17 protein-coding genes are annotated in these 19,764 nt (G+C 42.1%); 4 read left to right on the top strand and 13 right to left on the bottom strand.

Annotated features, from left to right (window positions below; all coding sequences use genetic code 11):
• Positions 1–182: 182 nt before the first annotated feature.
• Positions 183–2,021, top strand: a complete 1,839-nt coding sequence (locus IPP74_00295; GenBank protein MBL0317742.1) for an ankyrin repeat domain-containing protein — start codon at positions 183–185, stop codon at positions 2,019–2,021.
• A 111-nt stretch (positions 2,022–2,132) separates the two neighbouring features.
• Here the strand turns inward: IPP74_00295 and IPP74_00300 are convergent, their stop codons facing one another.
• Positions 2,133–2,690 (bottom strand): hypothetical protein, encoded by a 558-nt coding sequence (locus IPP74_00300; protein MBL0317743.1) that lies wholly within the window; start codon positions 2,688–2,690, stop codon positions 2,133–2,135.
• 236 nt (positions 2,691–2,926) lie between these two features.
• Between IPP74_00300 and IPP74_00305 the strand changes: the two genes are divergently transcribed.
• Positions 2,927–3,913 carry an IS30 family transposase gene (locus IPP74_00305; protein MBL0317744.1) on the top strand — a complete coding sequence of 329 codons (987 nt, stop codon included), beginning with the start codon at positions 2,927–2,929 and terminating at the stop codon, positions 3,911–3,913.
• Here the strand turns inward: IPP74_00305 and IPP74_00310 are convergent.
• The 12 genes from IPP74_00310 to IPP74_00365 form a co-directional block, all read right to left on the bottom strand.
• A complete protein-coding gene (locus tag IPP74_00310; protein ID MBL0317745.1) occupies positions 3,878–6,148 on the bottom strand; it encodes a hypothetical protein in 2,271 nt (756 codons plus the stop codon). The genes IPP74_00305 and IPP74_00310 overlap by 36 nt on opposite strands.
• A 304-nt stretch (positions 6,149–6,452) precedes the next feature.
• The gene (locus IPP74_00315; GenBank protein MBL0317746.1) at positions 6,453–6,971 is read right to left on the bottom strand and encodes a glutathione peroxidase; all 519 of its coding nucleotides are present in this window, start codon (positions 6,969–6,971) and stop codon (positions 6,453–6,455) included.
• A gap of 76 nt (positions 6,972–7,047) precedes the next feature.
• Positions 7,048–7,578 (bottom strand): DUF3833 domain-containing protein, encoded by a 531-nt coding sequence (locus IPP74_00320; protein ID MBL0317747.1) that lies wholly within the window; start codon positions 7,576–7,578, stop codon positions 7,048–7,050.
• A complete protein-coding gene (locus tag IPP74_00325) occupies positions 7,579–8,115 on the bottom strand; it encodes a chalcone isomerase family protein (GenBank protein MBL0317748.1) in 537 nt (178 codons plus the stop codon).
• Positions 8,108–9,277, bottom strand: coding sequence for a class I SAM-dependent methyltransferase (locus IPP74_00330; GenBank protein ID MBL0317749.1), 1,170 nt, complete (start codon positions 9,275–9,277; stop codon positions 8,108–8,110). Before IPP74_00330 ends, IPP74_00325 begins: the two co-directional genes overlap by 8 nt.
• Complete coding sequence (locus IPP74_00335; GenBank protein MBL0317750.1) at positions 9,274–10,035, bottom strand: DUF1365 domain-containing protein; 762 nt, start codon at positions 10,033–10,035, stop codon at positions 9,274–9,276. Before IPP74_00335 ends, IPP74_00330 begins: the two co-directional genes overlap by 4 nt.
• A complete protein-coding gene (locus IPP74_00340) occupies positions 10,026–11,282 on the bottom strand; it encodes an FAD-dependent oxidoreductase (GenBank protein MBL0317751.1) in 1,257 nt (418 codons plus the stop codon). Before IPP74_00340 ends, IPP74_00335 begins: the two co-directional genes overlap by 10 nt.
• 162 nt (positions 11,283–11,444) lie before the next feature.
• Positions 11,445–14,129: a pyruvate, phosphate dikinase gene (locus IPP74_00345; GenBank protein MBL0317752.1), complete on the bottom strand. Its 2,685-nt coding sequence runs from the start codon at positions 14,127–14,129 to the stop codon at positions 11,445–11,447.
• A gap of 46 nt (positions 14,130–14,175) precedes the next feature.
• Entirely contained in the window at positions 14,176–16,251 is a 2,076-nt protein-coding gene (locus IPP74_00350; protein MBL0317753.1) for a glycine--tRNA ligase subunit beta, read from the bottom strand.
• Positions 16,252–16,265: 14 nt separating this feature from the next.
• A complete protein-coding gene (locus IPP74_00355; GenBank protein ID MBL0317754.1) occupies positions 16,266–16,718 on the bottom strand; it encodes an aspartate 1-decarboxylase in 453 nt (150 codons plus the stop codon).
• On the bottom strand, positions 16,715–17,578 hold the full coding sequence (locus IPP74_00360; protein ID MBL0317755.1) for a glycine--tRNA ligase subunit alpha: 864 nt from the start codon (positions 17,576–17,578) through the stop codon (positions 16,715–16,717). The genes IPP74_00355 and IPP74_00360 overlap by 4 nt, the downstream gene beginning before the upstream one ends.
• Positions 17,579–17,667: 89 nt before the next feature.
• Positions 17,668–17,949: a hypothetical protein gene (locus tag IPP74_00365; GenBank protein MBL0317756.1), complete on the bottom strand. Its 282-nt coding sequence runs from the start codon at positions 17,947–17,949 to the stop codon at positions 17,668–17,670.
• Between the two features lie 170 nt (positions 17,950–18,119).
• Here IPP74_00365 and IPP74_00370 point away from each other — a divergent pair, with 170 nt between their 5' ends.
• Positions 18,120–18,416, top strand: coding sequence for a helix-turn-helix transcriptional regulator (locus IPP74_00370; GenBank protein MBL0317757.1), 297 nt, complete (start codon positions 18,120–18,122; stop codon positions 18,414–18,416).
• Entirely contained in the window at positions 18,413–19,648 is a 1,236-nt protein-coding gene (locus IPP74_00375; protein ID MBL0317758.1) for a type II toxin-antitoxin system HipA family toxin, read from the top strand. The genes IPP74_00370 and IPP74_00375 overlap by 4 nt, the downstream gene beginning before the upstream one ends.
• Positions 19,649–19,764: the final 116 nt, after the last annotated feature.

The following is a 19,764-nucleotide window of genomic DNA, read 5'->3' on the forward strand; positions in this document are numbered from 1 at the left end:
CTATGTAGCTAAAGCATCCTTCAATGTTCTGCTATCATGCGGATTGCAGTGGAATGCTGTGTGTTAGCTGGTTTTTTATGGCCAACCATTTATTTTTAGTTAAACGATTGAATGTGTTCTACGTTTTCGTTATAAATCAACAATCTTATTGATCTGTGTTTATCATGATGAGAGTTGTATATATGAAAGATTGTAAAACTTCAGCTGGTTCAAATACAGCACTTATTTTAGCCGTTAGAAGAGACGACCTTCCGCAGGTGGAGGCGTTATTAAAGCAAGGCAGAGAAGATATTAATCACCAGGGTGAATTTAAGTGGACAGCGCTTTATAATGCAGTGCGTCAGTGTAATATTGAAATAACGAGGCTGTTGCTTGCACATGGGGCTAATCCCTTTATAGGCGGTCACCAGGAATTAAATCCAATTGAATTGGCATGTCAGATAAGCGACGATATTCAAAAGAATAAGTTTGTAACGATGTTAACAACGGCCGCTTTTCATAGCATAGGGTTAACCGCTTCTGAGCGTTCTAACTTACGTGAATTTAGCCGGGGATTCAGGTGGAAAAAAGGAAACCATGACATACTAACGATCACCTATCGATGGGATCTTCCAATGATTGGAAAAGATACGCCATTGGCTAGAAAAATGGAAGTTTTAAGCAATTGGCCTCTAGGAGGAGCGACTTTAAATGCGGGTCAACAAACGATGATAAAGCAGGCATTTTTAGCATTCGAAGAAATGATTCCTGTTATGTTTGTGGAGGCTGGGAGCGACGAACCAGCGCAACTGATTATTAGACAAATTACAAGACCCTTCGGATTTTCAGCAAATGTGAATATTTTTCGGTTAATAGATCATCAAGGTTATATTACTCAGTCCTGTATTGACCTATTAGATGATACCGGCTTAGTTAATCCACACCATCCTTTTAATAGGAAAATCACTGATACCAGATGTCTTCATAAAGATCAGTTTCTCAAGACACTCATCCATACAATCGGACATGCTCTTGGAATGGAACATCCCAAATCCTATGGCGTTAACCAAACGGTTATGTCCTACGATCTTCGACCGCTGCAGCCGTTTGAAACAAGTGACGGAGTTGATCGTATTTTAACGTATCCTAGTACCCTAATGCCTTATGATATAAGAGCGTTACAGTCTTTGTATGGTGAAGCGAAACATCTAACGCATGTGGTTCCTATAACAAGAGGCGGCAAACTCTATACCCTTCCTCAGACGGGAGTAGAAACGATCTATGCAGGGCATATTGATACTCCTTCTGAGATTAACCTTGATGAGATGACCCAACTGGAACGTCCATCACATATTGCATCAAATCGGTTTTACATCGTTCCGGGAACAACGATCAAACGCATCATTACTGGTCGTGGCAATACGACCATTGAGAGCAATATGAAGGGAGGTAATACCATTGATACACGACGGAACGTCGGTAAAGTACGTATCCATTTAAATGGGGTCGGTAACCGCATCAACCTCCATGCGGGTAAAATTGAAGAAAGGAAAGGAAAGGCACAATTATCGGTATCGCCAACGCCTGGAATTGATTTTGTTCGCGGATTCACGTTTGGACAGGATAAGTTAACCATGGAAGCCGCCCATGATGAAGCTATGAACGCAACACTAATCGTGATGAAAAACATTTACCCCCATTTACCCCCTGCTTTGTTGGTTATGATAACTTCAAACCAGTTAGCGAATAAAAGCAAGTTTATCTTGCTGGAAGGAATATCGGCTCAAACGGTCGAAAAGGCCTTAGAAGATGGTACATTAAATCAAAGTCTGATTTTTTCCAGATGTTCAATGGAACAAGATCTTGAATTAGGAAAAAACAGCGTCGATGCCTATCTCAAGCAGGAACAGCAGATTTTCAATGATGAATTCCCCCCGATTTCTAAGTATAATAAAGCTGCTTACGTTATTGCCAATCACTGGAGAAGCTATGTGGGTAATCGGAGTCCACATAGGGAGGCGAATTCAAGAAACTGTCATTAAATATAGTGACGATAACCTGAAACCTCGAAAAAGCTCAACGGGATAACTCCTAATGAGGCCTTCCTAAAAAATATCACAGGTTGCACTTCAAACTTGAATGTAGCCTGCACTTCAACGTTGAATGTAGCAAGAATCGTTTTTGTCATACGAAATTCTACTATGCTTGCTAGGTGTTAAGCATGCGCTTGGATTTGAAGCACATTGCTGAAAGTCTTGCTGCCTTTCAAGAAGGCGTTTCGCCACGGCCTCGAAATCCTGCACAGACCATTTTTGACATATAAAACTTACATCGACCGTGCGATTATCGACTCTAAAGGTACACTTATTGTCGATGGCTTCACGCGTTCGGTTAACGAGTTCTTCAGAATAAGAACCGACTTCACTAGCCATACGCTTACTAATCAAAGGAAGTAATTTCTCCGCGCTTTGATCCCCACACCAATTTAGCAGCGTTATAGCTTTATCAAACGTTAGCATCCCCACCGAATTCTTAACCAGCAATTTGAGCTGTAATGGCGAGAATAGAGGAGAAAATTTATAAGCCCCCCCACCTGGATTAATCAGCCCATCGGTGAGGCCTTCATAAAATTTTTCCAGCGCACCAATAGGAACCGCGCCACCTGACTTCTCAATATAGTTGGCCAAAGCATCGTGGACATGTTCTATCATCGTTTTTCCATCTCCTTTGGTTGCCTTATTCATAAGGAGAATGCGCAGCTTCCCGCTCTTATTATGCCTAAAACAATCTGATATCACATCGAAATGCTGTTGGATAAAACCATTTTCCCCCTCCTTTAAGATATTTAATAAAAGAGATTGGATTGAAACCGGTGGCCTGTTCTAAAATGAAGTGCAACACCTTATGATGTTTGTTGTCAAAACAGATAATCAAAAAGATGTTGCGTATGAAAAGATATAACCATTTAAGTTATGATGAAAGAGTAAAGATATCTCAGCTGAAGCAATCTGGCCTGCTAGCAGGCCAGATTGCTTCAACGATCAGCCGTCCAGTGTGTACCGTTTATCGGGAGCTAAAGCGCAATGAAGCACCGCCAGGTCAATATTGGCCGGATACGGCACATCGCCTGGCAGCTGGCCGCCGTTGCCGTCAAGCGCGACTCGACAAGGATATCAAGCTCCAGGAATTTGTTATGGAACACATGCAGAACCATTTCTGGACACCTGAGCAAATCGCCGGTCATCTTAAGCATGGTCAAACCGAGCTAAAATCCATTTGTCACGAAACGATCTACCACTGGATTTATCAGGGTTCCAGACGAAAAGAGAAAATCTGGAAGTTCCTTCCGCGGCATAAAGCAAAGCGGGGACTAAGGAAATCTAAAGGCGCTGGTGCTTCACGTATACCAAACAGAGTCTCTATCCATCAACGGCCCAAGCACATTGATAAGCGGACAACATTTGGTCACTGGGAAGGGGATTTGATGAGCTTCTGTAAGGGCTCTCAACATATTCTGGTTCTCAGGGAAAGACAGACCATGTTTACCCTCAGCAAGCAATTGCCCAGTAAAAAGGCCGATGACGTTGCAAACGCAATCCTTAACCTGCTAACCAAAATACCTCAAAAAGCACGCAAGTCGTTGACTTTGGATAATGGTGGTGAATTTACCCGTCACCAGTTATGGGGTACAGCACTGGACATCAAAACCTTCTTCTGCGACCCATATGCATCATGGCAAAAGGGCGGCGTCGAGAATACCAATGGAAGACTGCGAAGAGACTTACCCAGAAAAACAAACATTCACACATACAACAAGGAGGATTTCAATGAAACCATTGATAACTATAACCTAACACCACGCAAAAAACTCAATTGGATAACTCCTAATGAGGCATTCCTAAAAAAATGTCAGAGGTTTGCACTTCAAACTTGAATGTGGCGGTGGAAAAATCTTAAAAACATTATTAATATAAATGAAGGACCTCAATTCAAGAATATCGATCTGCGGCAAAGGCGAAGGAGCAGCCCTAAATCTCTTAATCATTTCAATGGTATTATGGTGAGAAGATTCAAAGATGCCTATCGCCCACTTAAATTCATCATTGTACCAATCCCTATTCAAAAATACAGATTCAAAGCTTCTTGCTGTTTTTAACTTAGTGTTCATGTCGCTATCATTCTTGCTGATCGCTAAAATAAGTTCTTTATATTGCGTGCGTGCTAATGTTTCCAGATCGTTTGGGACATTAAATAATTTAAATGTTTTATCCAACAGCATCAATGTGAAGAAGTCAGTTATAACGTGATCTTTTTTCTCATTGATTAAGTACTCATACGAGTTTTTGAGAACTTCCTGGAAATGAAGCTGCTGATTTTCATCTAATAGAGGAAACAGAAATTTTAGAGTTGCATGGAAATGTTTATCAAGAAGCAAATCCAAAACATCTGAGCCTGTAAGCTGGCTTTCAAATGCTATGAATTTTTGCGTAATATGGTCTTTTATTCCATTTTTAACAGCAAGCTTCCACTCTTGCGGATAATACCGATCCAATCGTTTCATACCCTGAGAAACAAACTTGTCTAGTATTGCGATTAATGATTCGTAGGTGAGCTGCTTAGAAGCAGTCGTAAAAGAATCATTATCTTTAAGCATGCCCTCAAACGCAGCAGTCCACAACAAAACGATAGTGTCTACTGTGAAATTATAAGGCTTAAGGCGATCTTCTTTTAAATTATATTCATAGATAGGCAACACAGTATTTTCAAAATAGTGTTTATACAGCAAAGACAGCTCAATCGCCTGAAGCGGTAAGCGATATTCTAAAGCACCTTTATCAACTTTAATATCTAGATACGAATGATCCGTAAAGAATATTCCCTGATAACTATCAATATTAAAAATACATTCATTGTTAGAATATTTAGTGCCAGAATCCTTACTGCCCCCTAGTTTTAAATCATGATGCACTTTTTGTATTTGTAGTAACACTTTATCTGGAGCGTCCGCAATAGTGTCCTTTTTCTTACCTTTACCTGACACTAAATTACGGGAACTGGCTTTGACACATTGATCAAACCTAGGTTTGATCAGCAAAAATCCTACTGAGGCCTTATAAAACAGAGGCGCTCCATAACCAATCATCGTGGTTGAACGATTTCTATTAGCCCTTTTTACGTCTAATTTCTCATCCCCTACGGGTTTTATATTAAACCCTCTTCTGACTTTTCGTAACTCAAGCTCTGCTCTTGATTCTTTATATTTAGCCGTAATATCCATCGGCTTATTGATACACCTGGCAAATATTTCGCCGCTTTGCATGATTCTATCTATTGGAGCCAGTGAATCTTTGGCTGCTTGAAGGATCAAAGTAAGATCTAGTTTTTTATGATAGGGTTCCTTAACCAATGCACCTAAAACACGGTAATTGCCCTGAGTAATAGAACTCCGCAAATCACTTAGAGGTGTCAGTGAGGATTCAAGAGGGACTTTAAGAGTAGGGTTTTTATCATAGATTAGATCGCCCTGCTCATGGAGCAATTTCCGGAAATCCTGGATAAGGCAGGCAAGCACGTCTAAAAGCACTTTCTGTTTCTGTACAACAATGACACGCTGGTAAAAATCCAACCTTGTACCGTCAAATTTATGGCGCGCCCGCAAAACATCTAGACAGTCACCGCATTGCAGTAAAGCTATTATAAGTGACTGTGATAAACCAAACTGATTTTTTGTATCTTTTAAAAGGATGGTGTTCGCATATTTCTGCGCTTCCTCTTGGGTGAGGCCAAGAACATCATAAAGATAGAAATAACAATTTTGGGCACTATGCTCTTCCCACAGCTCGGTATCTTTAAAATCTCCTTCCCTTCCCGTATCGTGTAGCAGGCCAACAATCTGCATTATTTTAAGTAAGTTATGATCATACGCCAGGTCAAAATGCTGATCAAAGCTATTATAAAGTTTAAAAAATACTTCAATTAAAAGCGCCACCCTATATGCATGAGACCTGCCATGAAGGTCTCTGTCTCCAGTGGCTGCATTATCTTTGCTTTGATAGGGATGACGTAATATAAACTCCCCTATAAAGCGCGCATGCACATCAATATCATCATCCAAACGTGGACGAACGAAGTGACTCCAATCAATATTTAGAAATTTATAAATAGTCATTAATAATAATCACAAATTACTTTATAATGATTATTATATAATATAATCACATCAGCTCAATCTGATTTATATGAAATATTTGTGAAAGGCGTACGGAGCCGTCTTCTTTAGCCTTTATTGTGGAGCAGGCCAAGGGGGAGCGCTCATCAAGAAATCAGGGGGAAGACGGCGTATTGCTCTAATTCATTGCTTTATAACGGAGCAGGCAATGAGGTTTCCTGCGTTATTTGCACTTCAATGGCGGAATCAAACTTAACATTGCTTGGCACGGTTTAATAAAAGTCTCCTGAAGTTTCATAAGTAACTACTTAGCCAGCTCCTCCTCAATCGCCTTCACCAGATGTTTTGCATCAGGCTTGGTATTAGAATAAAAATAATCCACCAGCTTTCCATTCCTACCAATTAGATATTTATGGAAGTTCCATTTAGGAGCAGAGGCAATTCCCAGCGTTTTACGGGCCCAACGATAAAAAGGGTGTGCTTTATCACCAGTGACTATTTCTTTTTCGGCCATTGGGAAGGTAACCCCATAATTGATACGGCAAAATGTCTGGATTTCTTCACTGGTGCCGGGCTCCTGTTTACCAAAATCATTGCTTGGCACGCCAATAATCACGAGCCCTCGATCTTTATAGGTATTAGAGAGTTTTTCTAATCCCTCATATTGAGGTGTAAAACCACATTTAGAAGCCGTATTGACTACCAAAATAACGTTGCCTTTAAAGTCGGATAACGGCAAGGGTTTATCCTCTCTTAGTTTAGTGAAAGTAAAATTATAGGCGCTTCCAGTTTGATTCTTTGCGTTTATCGTAAATGGCCACATGAGTAAGACTCCTAACATTAATATTGTTTTCCATTTCTTATTCATGAACGTTCTCACTTGTATTAAGTTAATTAAATTATGGTTTTCGAAAGGTAACAACCAACTCACCGACAGTTAAACCAAATTTTTTCATTTTTATTCGGTTAATGATCGTTTTATCATCCATTAAGTACAACCAGTCATCCATGTTAAGGTGGATCGTTTTACCATTGTCACGTTTAGCATTGAGAACATATTTAAGATTGGCCACATTGCCAAACTGCTTTCCAGTAGCCTGGCCTATGACATCACCCGCTGTTGCTGTAAAATGATGGTCATCCGCAAACTGAATTTTCCAGACGCGATGATCTTTACGTCCATCGCTATAAACAAAATCTTCTTCCAATATGCCTTCATTAGCATTCCAGCTTCCTTTCATGGTTGCATAAAACCGTAAATCGGCTTTCCCTGTCATATCATAGAGAATACCCCACGCTTCTAATGGCCCATTCATGTATTGTCGAATATCCAGTTTAGGAGTATTGGGTGCATAATCTTCAACATTCATATGACTACAGCCACTTAGCATCAATGCCAAACCGCCTAAAATTGTACTGATTTTTTTCATTTATTGTTTCCCTTTCAAGAGGTTCGTTCTAACAGCCGGTTCAGAGGTTTTTTCACCAAGCCAGATATCCAGAAATTGTTTAGAAAACGCTATTGAGCTTATCGTTCCTTTCTCATTCCCATTGAAAAAGAAGTGAATTCCGTGGCTTGGGCTAAATAGCGCGGTAATTCTATCTCCACGACGTACACTGGGAAAGACGGCTTCTAATTGGGGCCGATATAAAGCTTGCTGTGCCTCATTATAAGGCTGGATACGGTTAAGCTCATCAAAGGTTCTATCGACTAATTCTTCTGTAGAGAAATTCCTATAATACGTCAAAGAAAGGGCAAAGGGCTGCTCGTAAGACCAGATTCTTGCATCTGTCCATAATTGAGCATCATAAACATGCAGGAAAAGTTTATAGAGTTTGCCTTGTCCGTAAGGTGCCGTTGCCCTAAACAGAGTATCCAGTTCGCTCGGTTTGTTAGCCGCATAGGCTTCAATCGACATCAACATGGCCAACATGACAATAATCCATTTTATCCCTTTATTAAGCATGTACCAGCTCCACTTGCATCACATTGGTTCTTCCATTTCCAAATGAAGCCGCGCACATACTTAAGTACATATCCCAGCTTCGGATAAATTCATCATTATGCCCAAGCGCCCTTATAGCAGCATCACTGGCCGTAAATCGACGACGCCATTCTTTTAATGTTGTTGCATAATCTTCGCCAAAAAGATAAATATCCCGGCATGTTAATCCGGCTTGTTCTGCATATTCTTTAAATTTAGTGACTGAAGGCAGTAATCCTCCTGGAAAAATGTAATGGCGAATATAATCACTCTGCTTAATATAATGGTCAAACGCATCATCCCTGATGGTAATCGTTTGCACCATCGCCACACCATCTTTGGCCAAGCACTTCTTCAATGTAGAAAAATAGGCAGGCCAATAACGAATACCAACGGCCTCAAACATTTCAATCGAGGCAATCGCATCAAACGTGCCCTGCTCACGTCGGTAATCTTGCAAGCATATCTGTGCACCACCTTTAAGGCGGTTAGTTGCAAAGAGCTGTTGTTGTGGTGATACGGTCAACCCTTTAAGTGTATGCCCCCTAGAAATGGCCATTTCTGCAAACCCTCCCCAACCGCAACCAATTTCTAAGATAGATTTTCGTGAAGGCTCTATGCGCTCTAGAATGCGTTGATATTTCTGTATTTGCGCTTCTTCCAGCGAGATGGGTTTTCCACCAAAAATCCCTGAAGAATAGGTCATGCTTTTATCAAGCCATAAACCATAAAAATCATTTCCTACATCATAATGGGAGCGGATATTGGACTGACTACCTTTGATACTGTTACGCCGCAAGAGGTGATTGACAACATAAAACCAGCAACGGCTCCACAAATGTCCATTAGCATAACGGTCCATTTCATCGATATTATCGATGAAAAACCTTAATATTCCTTCCAGGTCATTTGTTTCCCATAAACCTTGAGCATAGGTTTCACCAAATCCTATATCTCCTCGGCTGGCAACGGCTTTTACCACACGCCAGTCTTTTATGCGCCAGTCTACTTCCTGGCCAGATTCGTTCCCTTTATAGGTAATGGTTCTTCCGTTTGGCGCTGTCACGTGTAAGATACCTTTAGCTGTACCTTCGCTCAAAACCTTATCCATTAAATGCTGCAGAACATGCTCAGAAAAACTCATCGGCTAACCTCATCTTTAGGGGGCAACGGTTTAGATTGATAGCGTATACCTTTTATAATCAATTTTAGTGCATGATAATGAATCATGGCGATCACTTTAAGCGTTACTAATGGGTAACGGCAAAAACTTTTAAAAGCACTCATTGCTGTTAGATCTGAACGATTTCCAATTAAGGATGTTACCAGCATTTTGCGGTTCTCTACCCAGTAATTAATCCACACACCAATAGTTTCTTCCGAGTAAGAAAATCTAAATTCATAGCGTCCCTCTACTTTCATAAACGGCGACACATGGAATATTTTGCGTGCTTGAATACTATCATCTGGTTCAATCGGCCGCTGATCATCATGAAAACTCACATAACAATGACGCTCACCAAACGTATTCCTAACTTCAGAGAGTACAGCTCGAATCTGCCCAGCGTGGTCTAGACAAAACCAGAAACTGACAGGGTTAAATACATAGCCAAGCACCCTTGGCATTGTCAGCAACACGATATCTCCATTGGCCTCTGTTATATTCCAGGCCTGCAATATTCCATCAATCCATTGCTGCGATGTCTGCCCTTCCTTACCGTGGTCCTTATCATAATAACTAAGCAGATTAAAGCGGTTGATGGAAACACATCTATTTTTAAGCTCCTGCTGTCGTTTAAGCGGAAAACAAACATAATAGACTTTATAACCAAGCACATGTTCCTTTGGCAATAAACGCTTATGAAAAACATCGGCGATCAATAAGCCACCCTTTAATGCCATGGTGCCGATACCCCCAATTCTTTTGCAACCGCAACGGCACTCATCAAACCATCTTCATGAAACCCATAACGCTGATAAGCCCCACAAAACCAAATATTGCGTTTACCTTGAATCAACGGTATTTTTGCCTGGGCTGCGATGGCTTCCGTTGTAAAGACAGGATGCATAAATTCATGTTGGTTGAATACCGATTGCGAATCAATAGGCTGAGAAGGATTCAGTGTCACAAACAACGGGTAGTCATTATCAATATTCTGGAGCGAGTTCATCCAATAGCTAAGCGATAGCTTATCGATAGTGTCTTCACGAATGGTGTTATACACCCAGCTGGACCAACATGACTTACGTTTTGGCATAACGTTCACATCTCTGTGCAAATAAGCGATATTTTTCATATAGCCAAATGCTCCTAAGATTTCTTTCTCCTGTGCTGTTGCATCAATCAACATCTTTAAACTTTCATCCGCATGGGCTGCCAACACCACATGGTCATAAAGTTCTTTCTTACCCTGAGATATCACCGCAACCTGTGCACCTTCCTGCCGTACCTCTTCTACAGCACTATTCAGGCGAATCGAAGATTCGAAAGGTTTAATGAGTTTTTTTAAATACTCCTGCGAACCACCCGTAACCGTATACCATTGATGCTGCCCTGTGAAGGATAACAAACCATGATTTTTAAAGAATCTAACGAATGTTTTAGCCGGAAAATCAAGCATGGTTTCAATAGGACAACTCCAGATGGCGGCTCCCATTGGCAATATAAATCGCTGGCGGAATTCAGCACCCATTTTATAACTATCGAGCAATTCCCCCAGCGACATCTCACCAGCTGTATCAAGATACTCAGGGGCGTGTTTATAAAAACGGTAAACATCCAAAAGCATCCGGTAAAAGCGAGGATTAACCAGGTTGCTGCGTTGCCCAAATACCGAGCTTAAGGTGCGTGCTCCCCATTCAAATTTTCCATGGTCAGTGGTAAAGCCAAAGGACATTTCACTTTTTTGGACCGTGACACCTAAGTGCTTAAACAGGCCCTTTAATTCAGGATAATTAACCTCGTTATAAACGATAAAACCTGTATCAACAGAAATCTGCTTATCACCATATTGAATGGTCAGCGTGCGGGTATGCCCACCCGGTTTATCATTTTTTTCATACACAGCCACTTGGTATCTCGGCGAAAGCATATACGCCGCCGCCATACCCGAGATTCCAGTGCCAATAATCGCAACTTTAAGAACCATTTTATCTACCCCACTTAACTTGAGATAGTTTATGTTAAGGCTGCATGAGATTCAAGATAATCGTGATAGAAAATCAAAATGAAATTCTGCATATTCTACCCTCTCCTCATCGGAGCCGCAGATTCGTGCTTTCTGGCACGAATCTGGGAAGAGTTGAAACTCCTAAGCCGCCTTCAACTTCGCTTTTCTTTGACGAATAACGGCCTGGGCTGCAGCTAAACGAGCAATCGGCACCCGATATGGCGAACATGATACATAATTCAAACCGACACTTTGACAGAAAGCAATCGATGGCGGATTACCACCATGTTCACCGCAAATACCTAATTTTAAATCAGGTCTGGTTTTACGGCCTCTTTCTGCGGCAATCTGTACCAACTCTCCTACACCTTCTTCATCCAAACGAACAAATGGGTCATGCTCTAATATTCCTTCAGCTTTATAAACCCCTAGGAATGATGCACAATCATCGCGCGAAATACCCATGGTAGTTTGCGTCAAATCATTCGTACCAAAACTAAAGAACTCTGCTGTTTCAGCAATATCACCGGCACGTAAGGCAGCACGAGGTAATTCAATCATGGTGCCAATAATATAGTCAAGCTTAATACCCTTCTCGGTGGTCACAGCTTCAGCCTGGCGATCAATGACCTCTTTAAGGATATCTAATTCCTTTTTACTTAAGACGAGCGGTATCATGATTTCAGGAATCACTTTTAAATTTTCTTCCTTAAACACTTCGGCCGTTGCTTCAAAAATAGCACGGGCCTGCATGGCATAAATCTCTGGATAGCTGATACCTAAACGGCAACCACGATGGCCAAGCATCGGGTTAGATTCCGCCAACGCAAGCGCCTTATGTTTAACTTCTTCAAATGTCACTCCCGCATGGCTTGCTACTTCTTTCATTTCTTCATCAGTATGCGGCAAAAATTCGTGCAGCGGCGGATCAAGCAAACGAATCGTCACTGGTAAACCCGCCATGATCGCAAACAACGCCTTAAAGTCGCCCTTTTGCATCGGCAATATTTTAGCAAGTGCCAATTCACGACCTTCTACAGTGCTGGCTAAAATCATTTCGCGCACCGCAATAATGCGTTCAGCGTCAAAGAACATGTGTTCGGTACGGCACAGACCAATTCCTTCAGCACCAAAACGACGAGCGGTTTGAGCATCAAGTGGGGTTTCTGCATTCGTACGCACTTTAAGTTCGCGCGTTTCATCTGCCCATTGCATCAAGGTCATAAACTCGTCAGATAATTGTGGCTGAATCGTCGGCACTTCGCCATACATAACTTCACCTGATGTACCGTTGATGGTAATCAGTTCTAATTCACGTACTGTTAAACCACCAGCAGTAAATACCTTATTTTTATAATCAATACGAACACCGCCAGCACCTGATACACATGGCTTACCCATACCACGAGCCACTACAGCTGCGTGTGAGGTCATACCACCACGCGCGGTCAAAATACCCTCAGCAGCGTGCATTCCATGAATATCTTCAGGGCTGGTTTCAATACGGACCAAAATCACTTTTTCACCACGGCCTGCCAAAAGCTCAGCATCTTCGGCATTGAACACTACTTTACCGCAGGCAGCACCTGGGGATGCAGGCAAACCACGATCCATCACCTGCTTATGTGCTTTAGGATCCAAGGTTGGATGCAGTAATTGATCTAATGATAAGGGGTCAATACGATTAAGTGCCTCTTCTTTATCGATAAGACCTTCATTAACCATATCCACAGCAATATGGACGGCAGCAGCAGCGGTCCGTTTACCGGAACGCGTTTGCAGCACCCATAATTTATTTTTCTGTACCGTAAATTCAATATCCTGCATATCGCGGTAATGTTTTTCTAATTGCTCATACACATGCACCAGTTGCTGATACACTTCAGGCAGGGTTTCTTCCATAGCCAAAAGGTCACTGTTCATTTTATGCTTAGCAGCAATGGTAATCGGTGCAGGGGTACGGATACCGGCGACCACATCTTCACCCTGAGCATTAATCAAATACTCACCATAAAAAAGTTTTTCACCAGTTGAAGGATCACGGGTAAACGCTACACCGGTCGCACAGTCATCGCCCATGTTACCAAACACCATCGATTGGACATTGACTGCCGTTCCCCAGCTTTCAGGAATTTCATGAAGACGGCGATAGGTATTGGCACGTGGATTCATCCATGATTTTAACACTGCACCAATGGATCCCCATAATTGCTCATGCACATCCTGTGGGAACTGGCTTCCGTATTCCTCTTCAACTTTTGCTTTAAATTTAGCAACTAACTCTTTGAGATCACTGGCGTTAAGCTCAGTATCAAGTGTTACACCGCGTACACGTTTTAATTCATCCAGAATTTCTTCAAAGTGGTAATGGTCAACCCCAAGAACCACATCAGAATACATTTGGATAAAACGTCGATAGCTGTCATACGCAAAACGTTCATTGTTACTCTGTGTAGCCAGCCCAATAACGGTTTGGTCATTTAAACCAAGATTAAGAATCGTATCCATCATACCAGGCATAGAAGCTCTAGCACCTGAACGTACCGAAACAAGCAATGGGTTTTTAGCATCACCAAAGACACATCCCAATTTTTTCTCTATCGCATGCAGCGAATCAGCCACCTGCTCTTTTAACCCTTCAGGATAATGACGGTTATTCTGATAAAATGCTGTGCACACTTCGGTGCTCAGGGTAAATCCCGGAGGAACCGGTAAACCCAGCAGACACATCTCTGCCAGGTTAGCGCCCTTCCCGCCCAAAAGATTTTTCATGCCCGCATTACCTTGTGCGGTGCCGTCACCAAAACTATAGACCCATTGATTCATATATATAATCCCCATGGACTTGACTCATCAACATGTTGTACAACGATTAATCAGATGCTGCCTCGATTTGCGAAAAATCGCCAATACGAAGCAACACATTTCTAAATTGGGAAAGGAGCCTTAAACGATTTAACCTTACCGCCTGATCCTCACTATTTACCCTTACTTGATCAAAAAAGCAATCAACAGGTTGACGCAACTGCGCTAAAACTGTCATTGCATCAACAAACCGGTCTTCCTTTAGTGCTTCATCGACCTTAGGCTCGACTTGCAAGAAGGCATTTGACAGATCAATTTCTGCTGATTCGGTTAATAAATCTTTATGCGCTTGAGTGTTGAAATCCTCACCACCTTTCTGCGATTCTATCCGAACAATATTGGCTGCGCGCTTAAATGCAGCCGACAAATTAACACCATCCGCCGACTTCACAAAGTCACGCAACGCCTCTACACGCTTAACCAGACGTACCAGATCGTCTTCTTTTCCATCCGCAAATACGGCCTGGATCAAATCATGGCGAATATTATTATCTTTCAAAAGCACCTTCAAACGCTCGATGATAAACTCAAGCACATCACTGACCACATTATCTGTAACTCCGTGCTTAGCAAGCTGTGAACCATAAGGCAGGAGTGCCTGATCAATAGCCTTCTTAAGAGGAACGCGCAATTGGTTATCCAAAATAATACGAATTAATCCAAGCGCTGCACGGCGTAAGGCAAAAGGATCTTTTGAGCCCGTAGGTTTTTCATTGATCGCAAACAAAGCAACCAATGTGTCTAATTTATCTGCAAGGGCGATTACCACGCTCACCGGCTGTGTTGGTACAGAATCGCTGCGACCTATGGGTTTATAATGTTCATTGATTGCCTTTACAACGGCCTCATCTTCACCCTGATGTTCTGCGTAATAAGACCCCATAATTCCCTGTAGTTCAGGGAATTCAGAAACCACGCCAGTAGCCAGATCGGCTTTACATAAAAAAGCCGCCCTTTCAACCTGCTTAAGGCTAACGTGTGGCACCCATTGCGCAATAGCAGCAGCAAGTTTGGACATGTTGCTAACCTTATCGGCTATCATCCCAATACGTGCATGAAAAACAACCTGCGTAAGCTTTTTAGCCCACTCATCCAATTTCACGCGTTTATCGGTATCCCAATAAAATTGGGCATCGGATAATCTGGCTCGAAGCACGCGCTCATTACCGGCAATAATCTGTTCATTGGCAGGGATATTGGCAACCACTATAAAATGAGCCGACAGCTTATTCTGGAAATCCTGTAACGCAATGTACCGCTGATGGTTACGCATGGTACTTACTAACACTTCCTGCGGCAATTCCATGAAAAGCGAATCAATAGTCCCTATAGCCGGGTAAGGGTATTCAACCAATCCAGCAATCTCTTCTATTAGCCCTTCATCTTCGCAGACAACTAAATTCTTCCCAGCGGCAAGCATTGCGATATGTTCTTTAATAAAATTAATGCGCTGCTGACGGTCAAGCATCACATGATGACTTTCAAGGAATGCCAGATAATCTTTACTGTTTTTAACCGATTGTTTGGTTGGGCTTAAAAAACGGTGACCCGATACTTGGTCATTTGCCACCAAATGCTCAATCGATACGGGCACAACCTGACCAGCAAATAGGCACAAAATGTTACGAAGCGGTCTAACCCATCGAAACGTATGGTCACCCCATTGCATCGATTTTGGCCAGGCAAAATTAAGAATCAATTGTTCAATATACGTCTTTAAAACAGACGCAACATCAGCCCCTTTTTCAACGGTTTGGGCAAAGTAGAAATCACCTTTAGGGGTACTGCGCACTTCAAGCTGATGCTTGGTAAGACCTGTGGATTTTAGAAATCCATCTAGGGCAGCCTCTGGCCCATCCACACGGGGGCCACGTTTTTCAACCGTTTTATCAGGTTGAATTTCAGGTAAGCCATCGACGATCAACACCAAACGCCGAGGTGATGAAAACGTAGTAAGCGCACGATAGGATAATCCCTGCTCGGCTAAAAACTGTTCCGTTTTTTGACGCACTTGCTCTTCAGCCCCAGGCTGCATACGAGCGGGGATTTCTTCACTGAATAATTCTAGCAATAACTCTGCCATTTATACCCCATTCATCACCAAGAAACTTCACATTCAACCACTCGACTTGTCGACTTGACCGCATTGCCTTCACCTAACAAAACAACGTTAGGTTTATGGTTCTTTGCCCGTTGCTCGACCATCTGTACATAAGCACAGATAATGACTTTATCACCTACCTTGCATAAATGCGCAGCAGCTCCGTAAATCGCTATCACGCCACTGCCAGCAGGAGCTTCTATCGCATAGGTAGCGAATCGCTGACCATTGGTAATATCATAAATTTCCACACGTTCATACGGAAGGATGCCGGCTTCCTTCAAGAGGTTGGCATCAATACCAATTGATCCTTCATACTCAAGTTCCGCATGCGTTACAGTAGCACGATGTATTTTTCCCTTCATTAAGGTCAAAATGGGCTCAGGCAGTGAAGAAACATCTGTGGATGAAGATATGGCAGATGATGATGTCGTTGAAATGTCGGTCATGGTTGAGTCTCTACCCAAAGGGCACAACAAGCGCGTGCCAGGTTACGAACACGGCCAATATAGGCCGCTCTCTCTGTGACTCCCATAGCCCCACGGGCATCTAAAATATTCAGCAAGTGCGAAGCCTTCAAGCACTGGTCATACGCTGGTAGCGCCAGTCTTTTTGAAAGCATGGATTGGCTTTCAGTTTCCGCATCATCAAAATGACGCCTTACCATGTCTACATCGGCATAATCCAGACAATAGGCTGAAAATTGTTTTTCATTTTCTTTAAAAACATCGCCGTAGCTCACCCCACGGTCGTTCCATTTGAGGTCATATACATTTTCAACCCCCTGGATATACATGGCAAGCCGCTCCAACCCATAGGTCAATTCTCCAGCAATCGGCGAACACTCAATACCGCCTACTTGTTGCATATAGGTAAACTGAGATACTTCCATACCATCACACCAGATTTCCCAGCCCAATCCCCATGCACCAACAGATGGATTTTCCCAATCATCTTCAACAAAGCGTATATCATGTTTTAATGGATCAATGCCAAGCGCATAAAGGCTTTCTAAATAAAGGTCCTGAAGATTATCTGGATTAGGTTTTAAGATAACCTGATATTGGTAATAATGCTGCAAGCGATTGGGGTTCTCCCCATAGCGTCCGTCTTTTGGGCGTCTGGAGGGCTGCACATAAGCCACATTCCATGCCTTAGGGCCCACAGCACGAAGTACCGTTGCCGGATGCAGGGTACCCGCCCCAACCTCTACATCATAAGGTTGCAGCATGATACACCCCTGCTCCATCCAGAATTGATGCAGCCTAAAGATGATGTCCTGAAAGGTTTTTGGCTTAGCAGATACCATGAAAAACTCGAGCTTAAGTAGGACGCCATCATAGCGTTTTTCATACCCGTACGCAAGGAGATTCCTCGATATTAAAGTCGCTCATTATGCTAACTGCAGGTGACACCCGGAGAGATCTTTGCGCTGCTTGGCCCCAACGACACAGCTAAAACAACACGTAAGCGCCCTCCTCCTTGCATCCTGGTCATTTTTATTCCAATATCATAGGAAGCATCTTCCCGCAAATCAATGACAGTTGGTGTAAAAAACCAGCTTGCATCAATCGTATCGGATGCTCCTGCATCCCACAGTGTTATCGTGCCAGAACGTGAGCCAAAGTCAGCTTGGCCATAATAGTCATCACCATTATGGGTAACGCATATTGGCCCCATATATATGCTGTATGGGTAACATTGCTTTTGATATACGACATGACTGATACATCAATATGTTGTTTGGCATTTTTGAGCATTATGCGTAGATTAGAACAAGAATGAAATAATCGATATCATACTGTCCATTAATTGACTTTTAAGGGGTTAATAGATATAATAGTATCTATATGATGAAAACAGTTCAAGAATTGATGATCGATATAGCTGGAAAAGCCAAAGCCAGACGATTGGCCATGAATTTAACCCAGGAAGGTTTAGCGCTACGGTCGGGTGTAAGTTTTGGAACTATAAAATTATTTGAACGTAGCGGGAAAATTTCCTTAGAATCGTTACTTAAAATCGCCATTGCTCTTGGATCTTCAGAGGAATTTGAGACGCTTTTTAGTACGCCACAAGCTATTCCTCGTTCACTTGAGGAAATTCTTAGCCAGCCCAAAGTACGTAAACGGGGTTCAATCAAATGAAATATCAGCCTTTAAATCTTCTGAATGTATTTCTTGATTTCCCAACCAAGCAAAAGGTGGGACGATTAGCACAAGTCAATGGGCGTGTTTACTTTGAATATGAGCAGCATTTTTTAAGCAGCAAACTAGAATTATCGCCTTTCAAGCTTCCTCTGAAACCAGGTGTCATACAATGTAATGAAATGCTTTTTGAAGGATTATTCGGTGTATTTAATGATAGTCTTCCTGATGGTTGGGGACGTTTACTCTTAGATCGGCATGTTCGGACACATGGTATCGCACCAGAACTTCTTACTCCATTAGACCGGCTTACGCATGTGGGACCATTTGGGATGGGTGCATTCATTTATGAACCAGATGTATGGGAAAAAACAGTTCATTCAGATGTAATTCATCTTGATAAATTGGCAACAGAATCTCAGGAAGTTCTTGAAGGTGAATCAGAGGATGTGTTTACAGAATTATTGGAGCTCTCTGGATCTTCAGCCGGTGCTCGACCTAAAGTTATGGTTGGAGTAGATGAAAATAAAAAACGCATTATTTATGGCCAGCAACATTTGAAAAAAAATTATGATCACTGGATGGTAAAGTTTTCTTCAAGTCATGATATGAAAGATATGGGCGCGATCGAGTATGCTTATAGTCTAATGGCGAAGGCAGCATCTATAGAAATGATGGATACACATCTTTTTCCCTCGAAGAAAGGTACGGGATATTTCGGCGTTATGCGTTTTGATAGAGATAAAGAAAAGCGAAAGCATATGCACACAATCTCTGGCCTCCTTCATGCGGATCATCGATTGCCTTCAATTGATTATGAGCACATCATGCGTGCCACCCAGCAGCTCACACACAATATAAAGGAAGTAGAAAAGATTCTATCTCTTTGTGCATTTAATGTGTTTGCACATAATCGGGATGATCATGCAAAGAACTTTAGTTTTCTAATGGATGATCAAGGTCGCTGGACAGTTTCACCGGCCTATGATCTAACGTTTTCAAGCGGACCTGGTGGTGAACATAGTACCACTGTCATGGGTGAAGGAAGGAGTCCGGGTAAAAAGCATTTATTGAAACTAGGAGAAAAATTTGGAGTTTCTCAAATTTTCATCAATCATATTATTGATGAAGTGCAGTGTGCCGTTAATAAATGGCCTTTATTTGCAGACGAAGCGGGCGTAAGAAAAACGTCTAGTAAGCTGATTGCGAATGTAATTATGGGTAAAAGGTGAAGTTCTTGGTGTATGTGGTATCTATTTCAAAATTGGCACAATATAGCTCTAGTTCGGTAGCTTTAGCTTCCGAAACATCTACCATTTGTGGTGGTGGTGGCCACATTCAAGTTTGA

This window comes from Alphaproteobacteria bacterium, from assembly GCA_016722515.1.
Taxonomy (GTDB): Bacteria; Pseudomonadota; Alphaproteobacteria; order Rickettsiales; family JADKJE01; genus JADKJE01.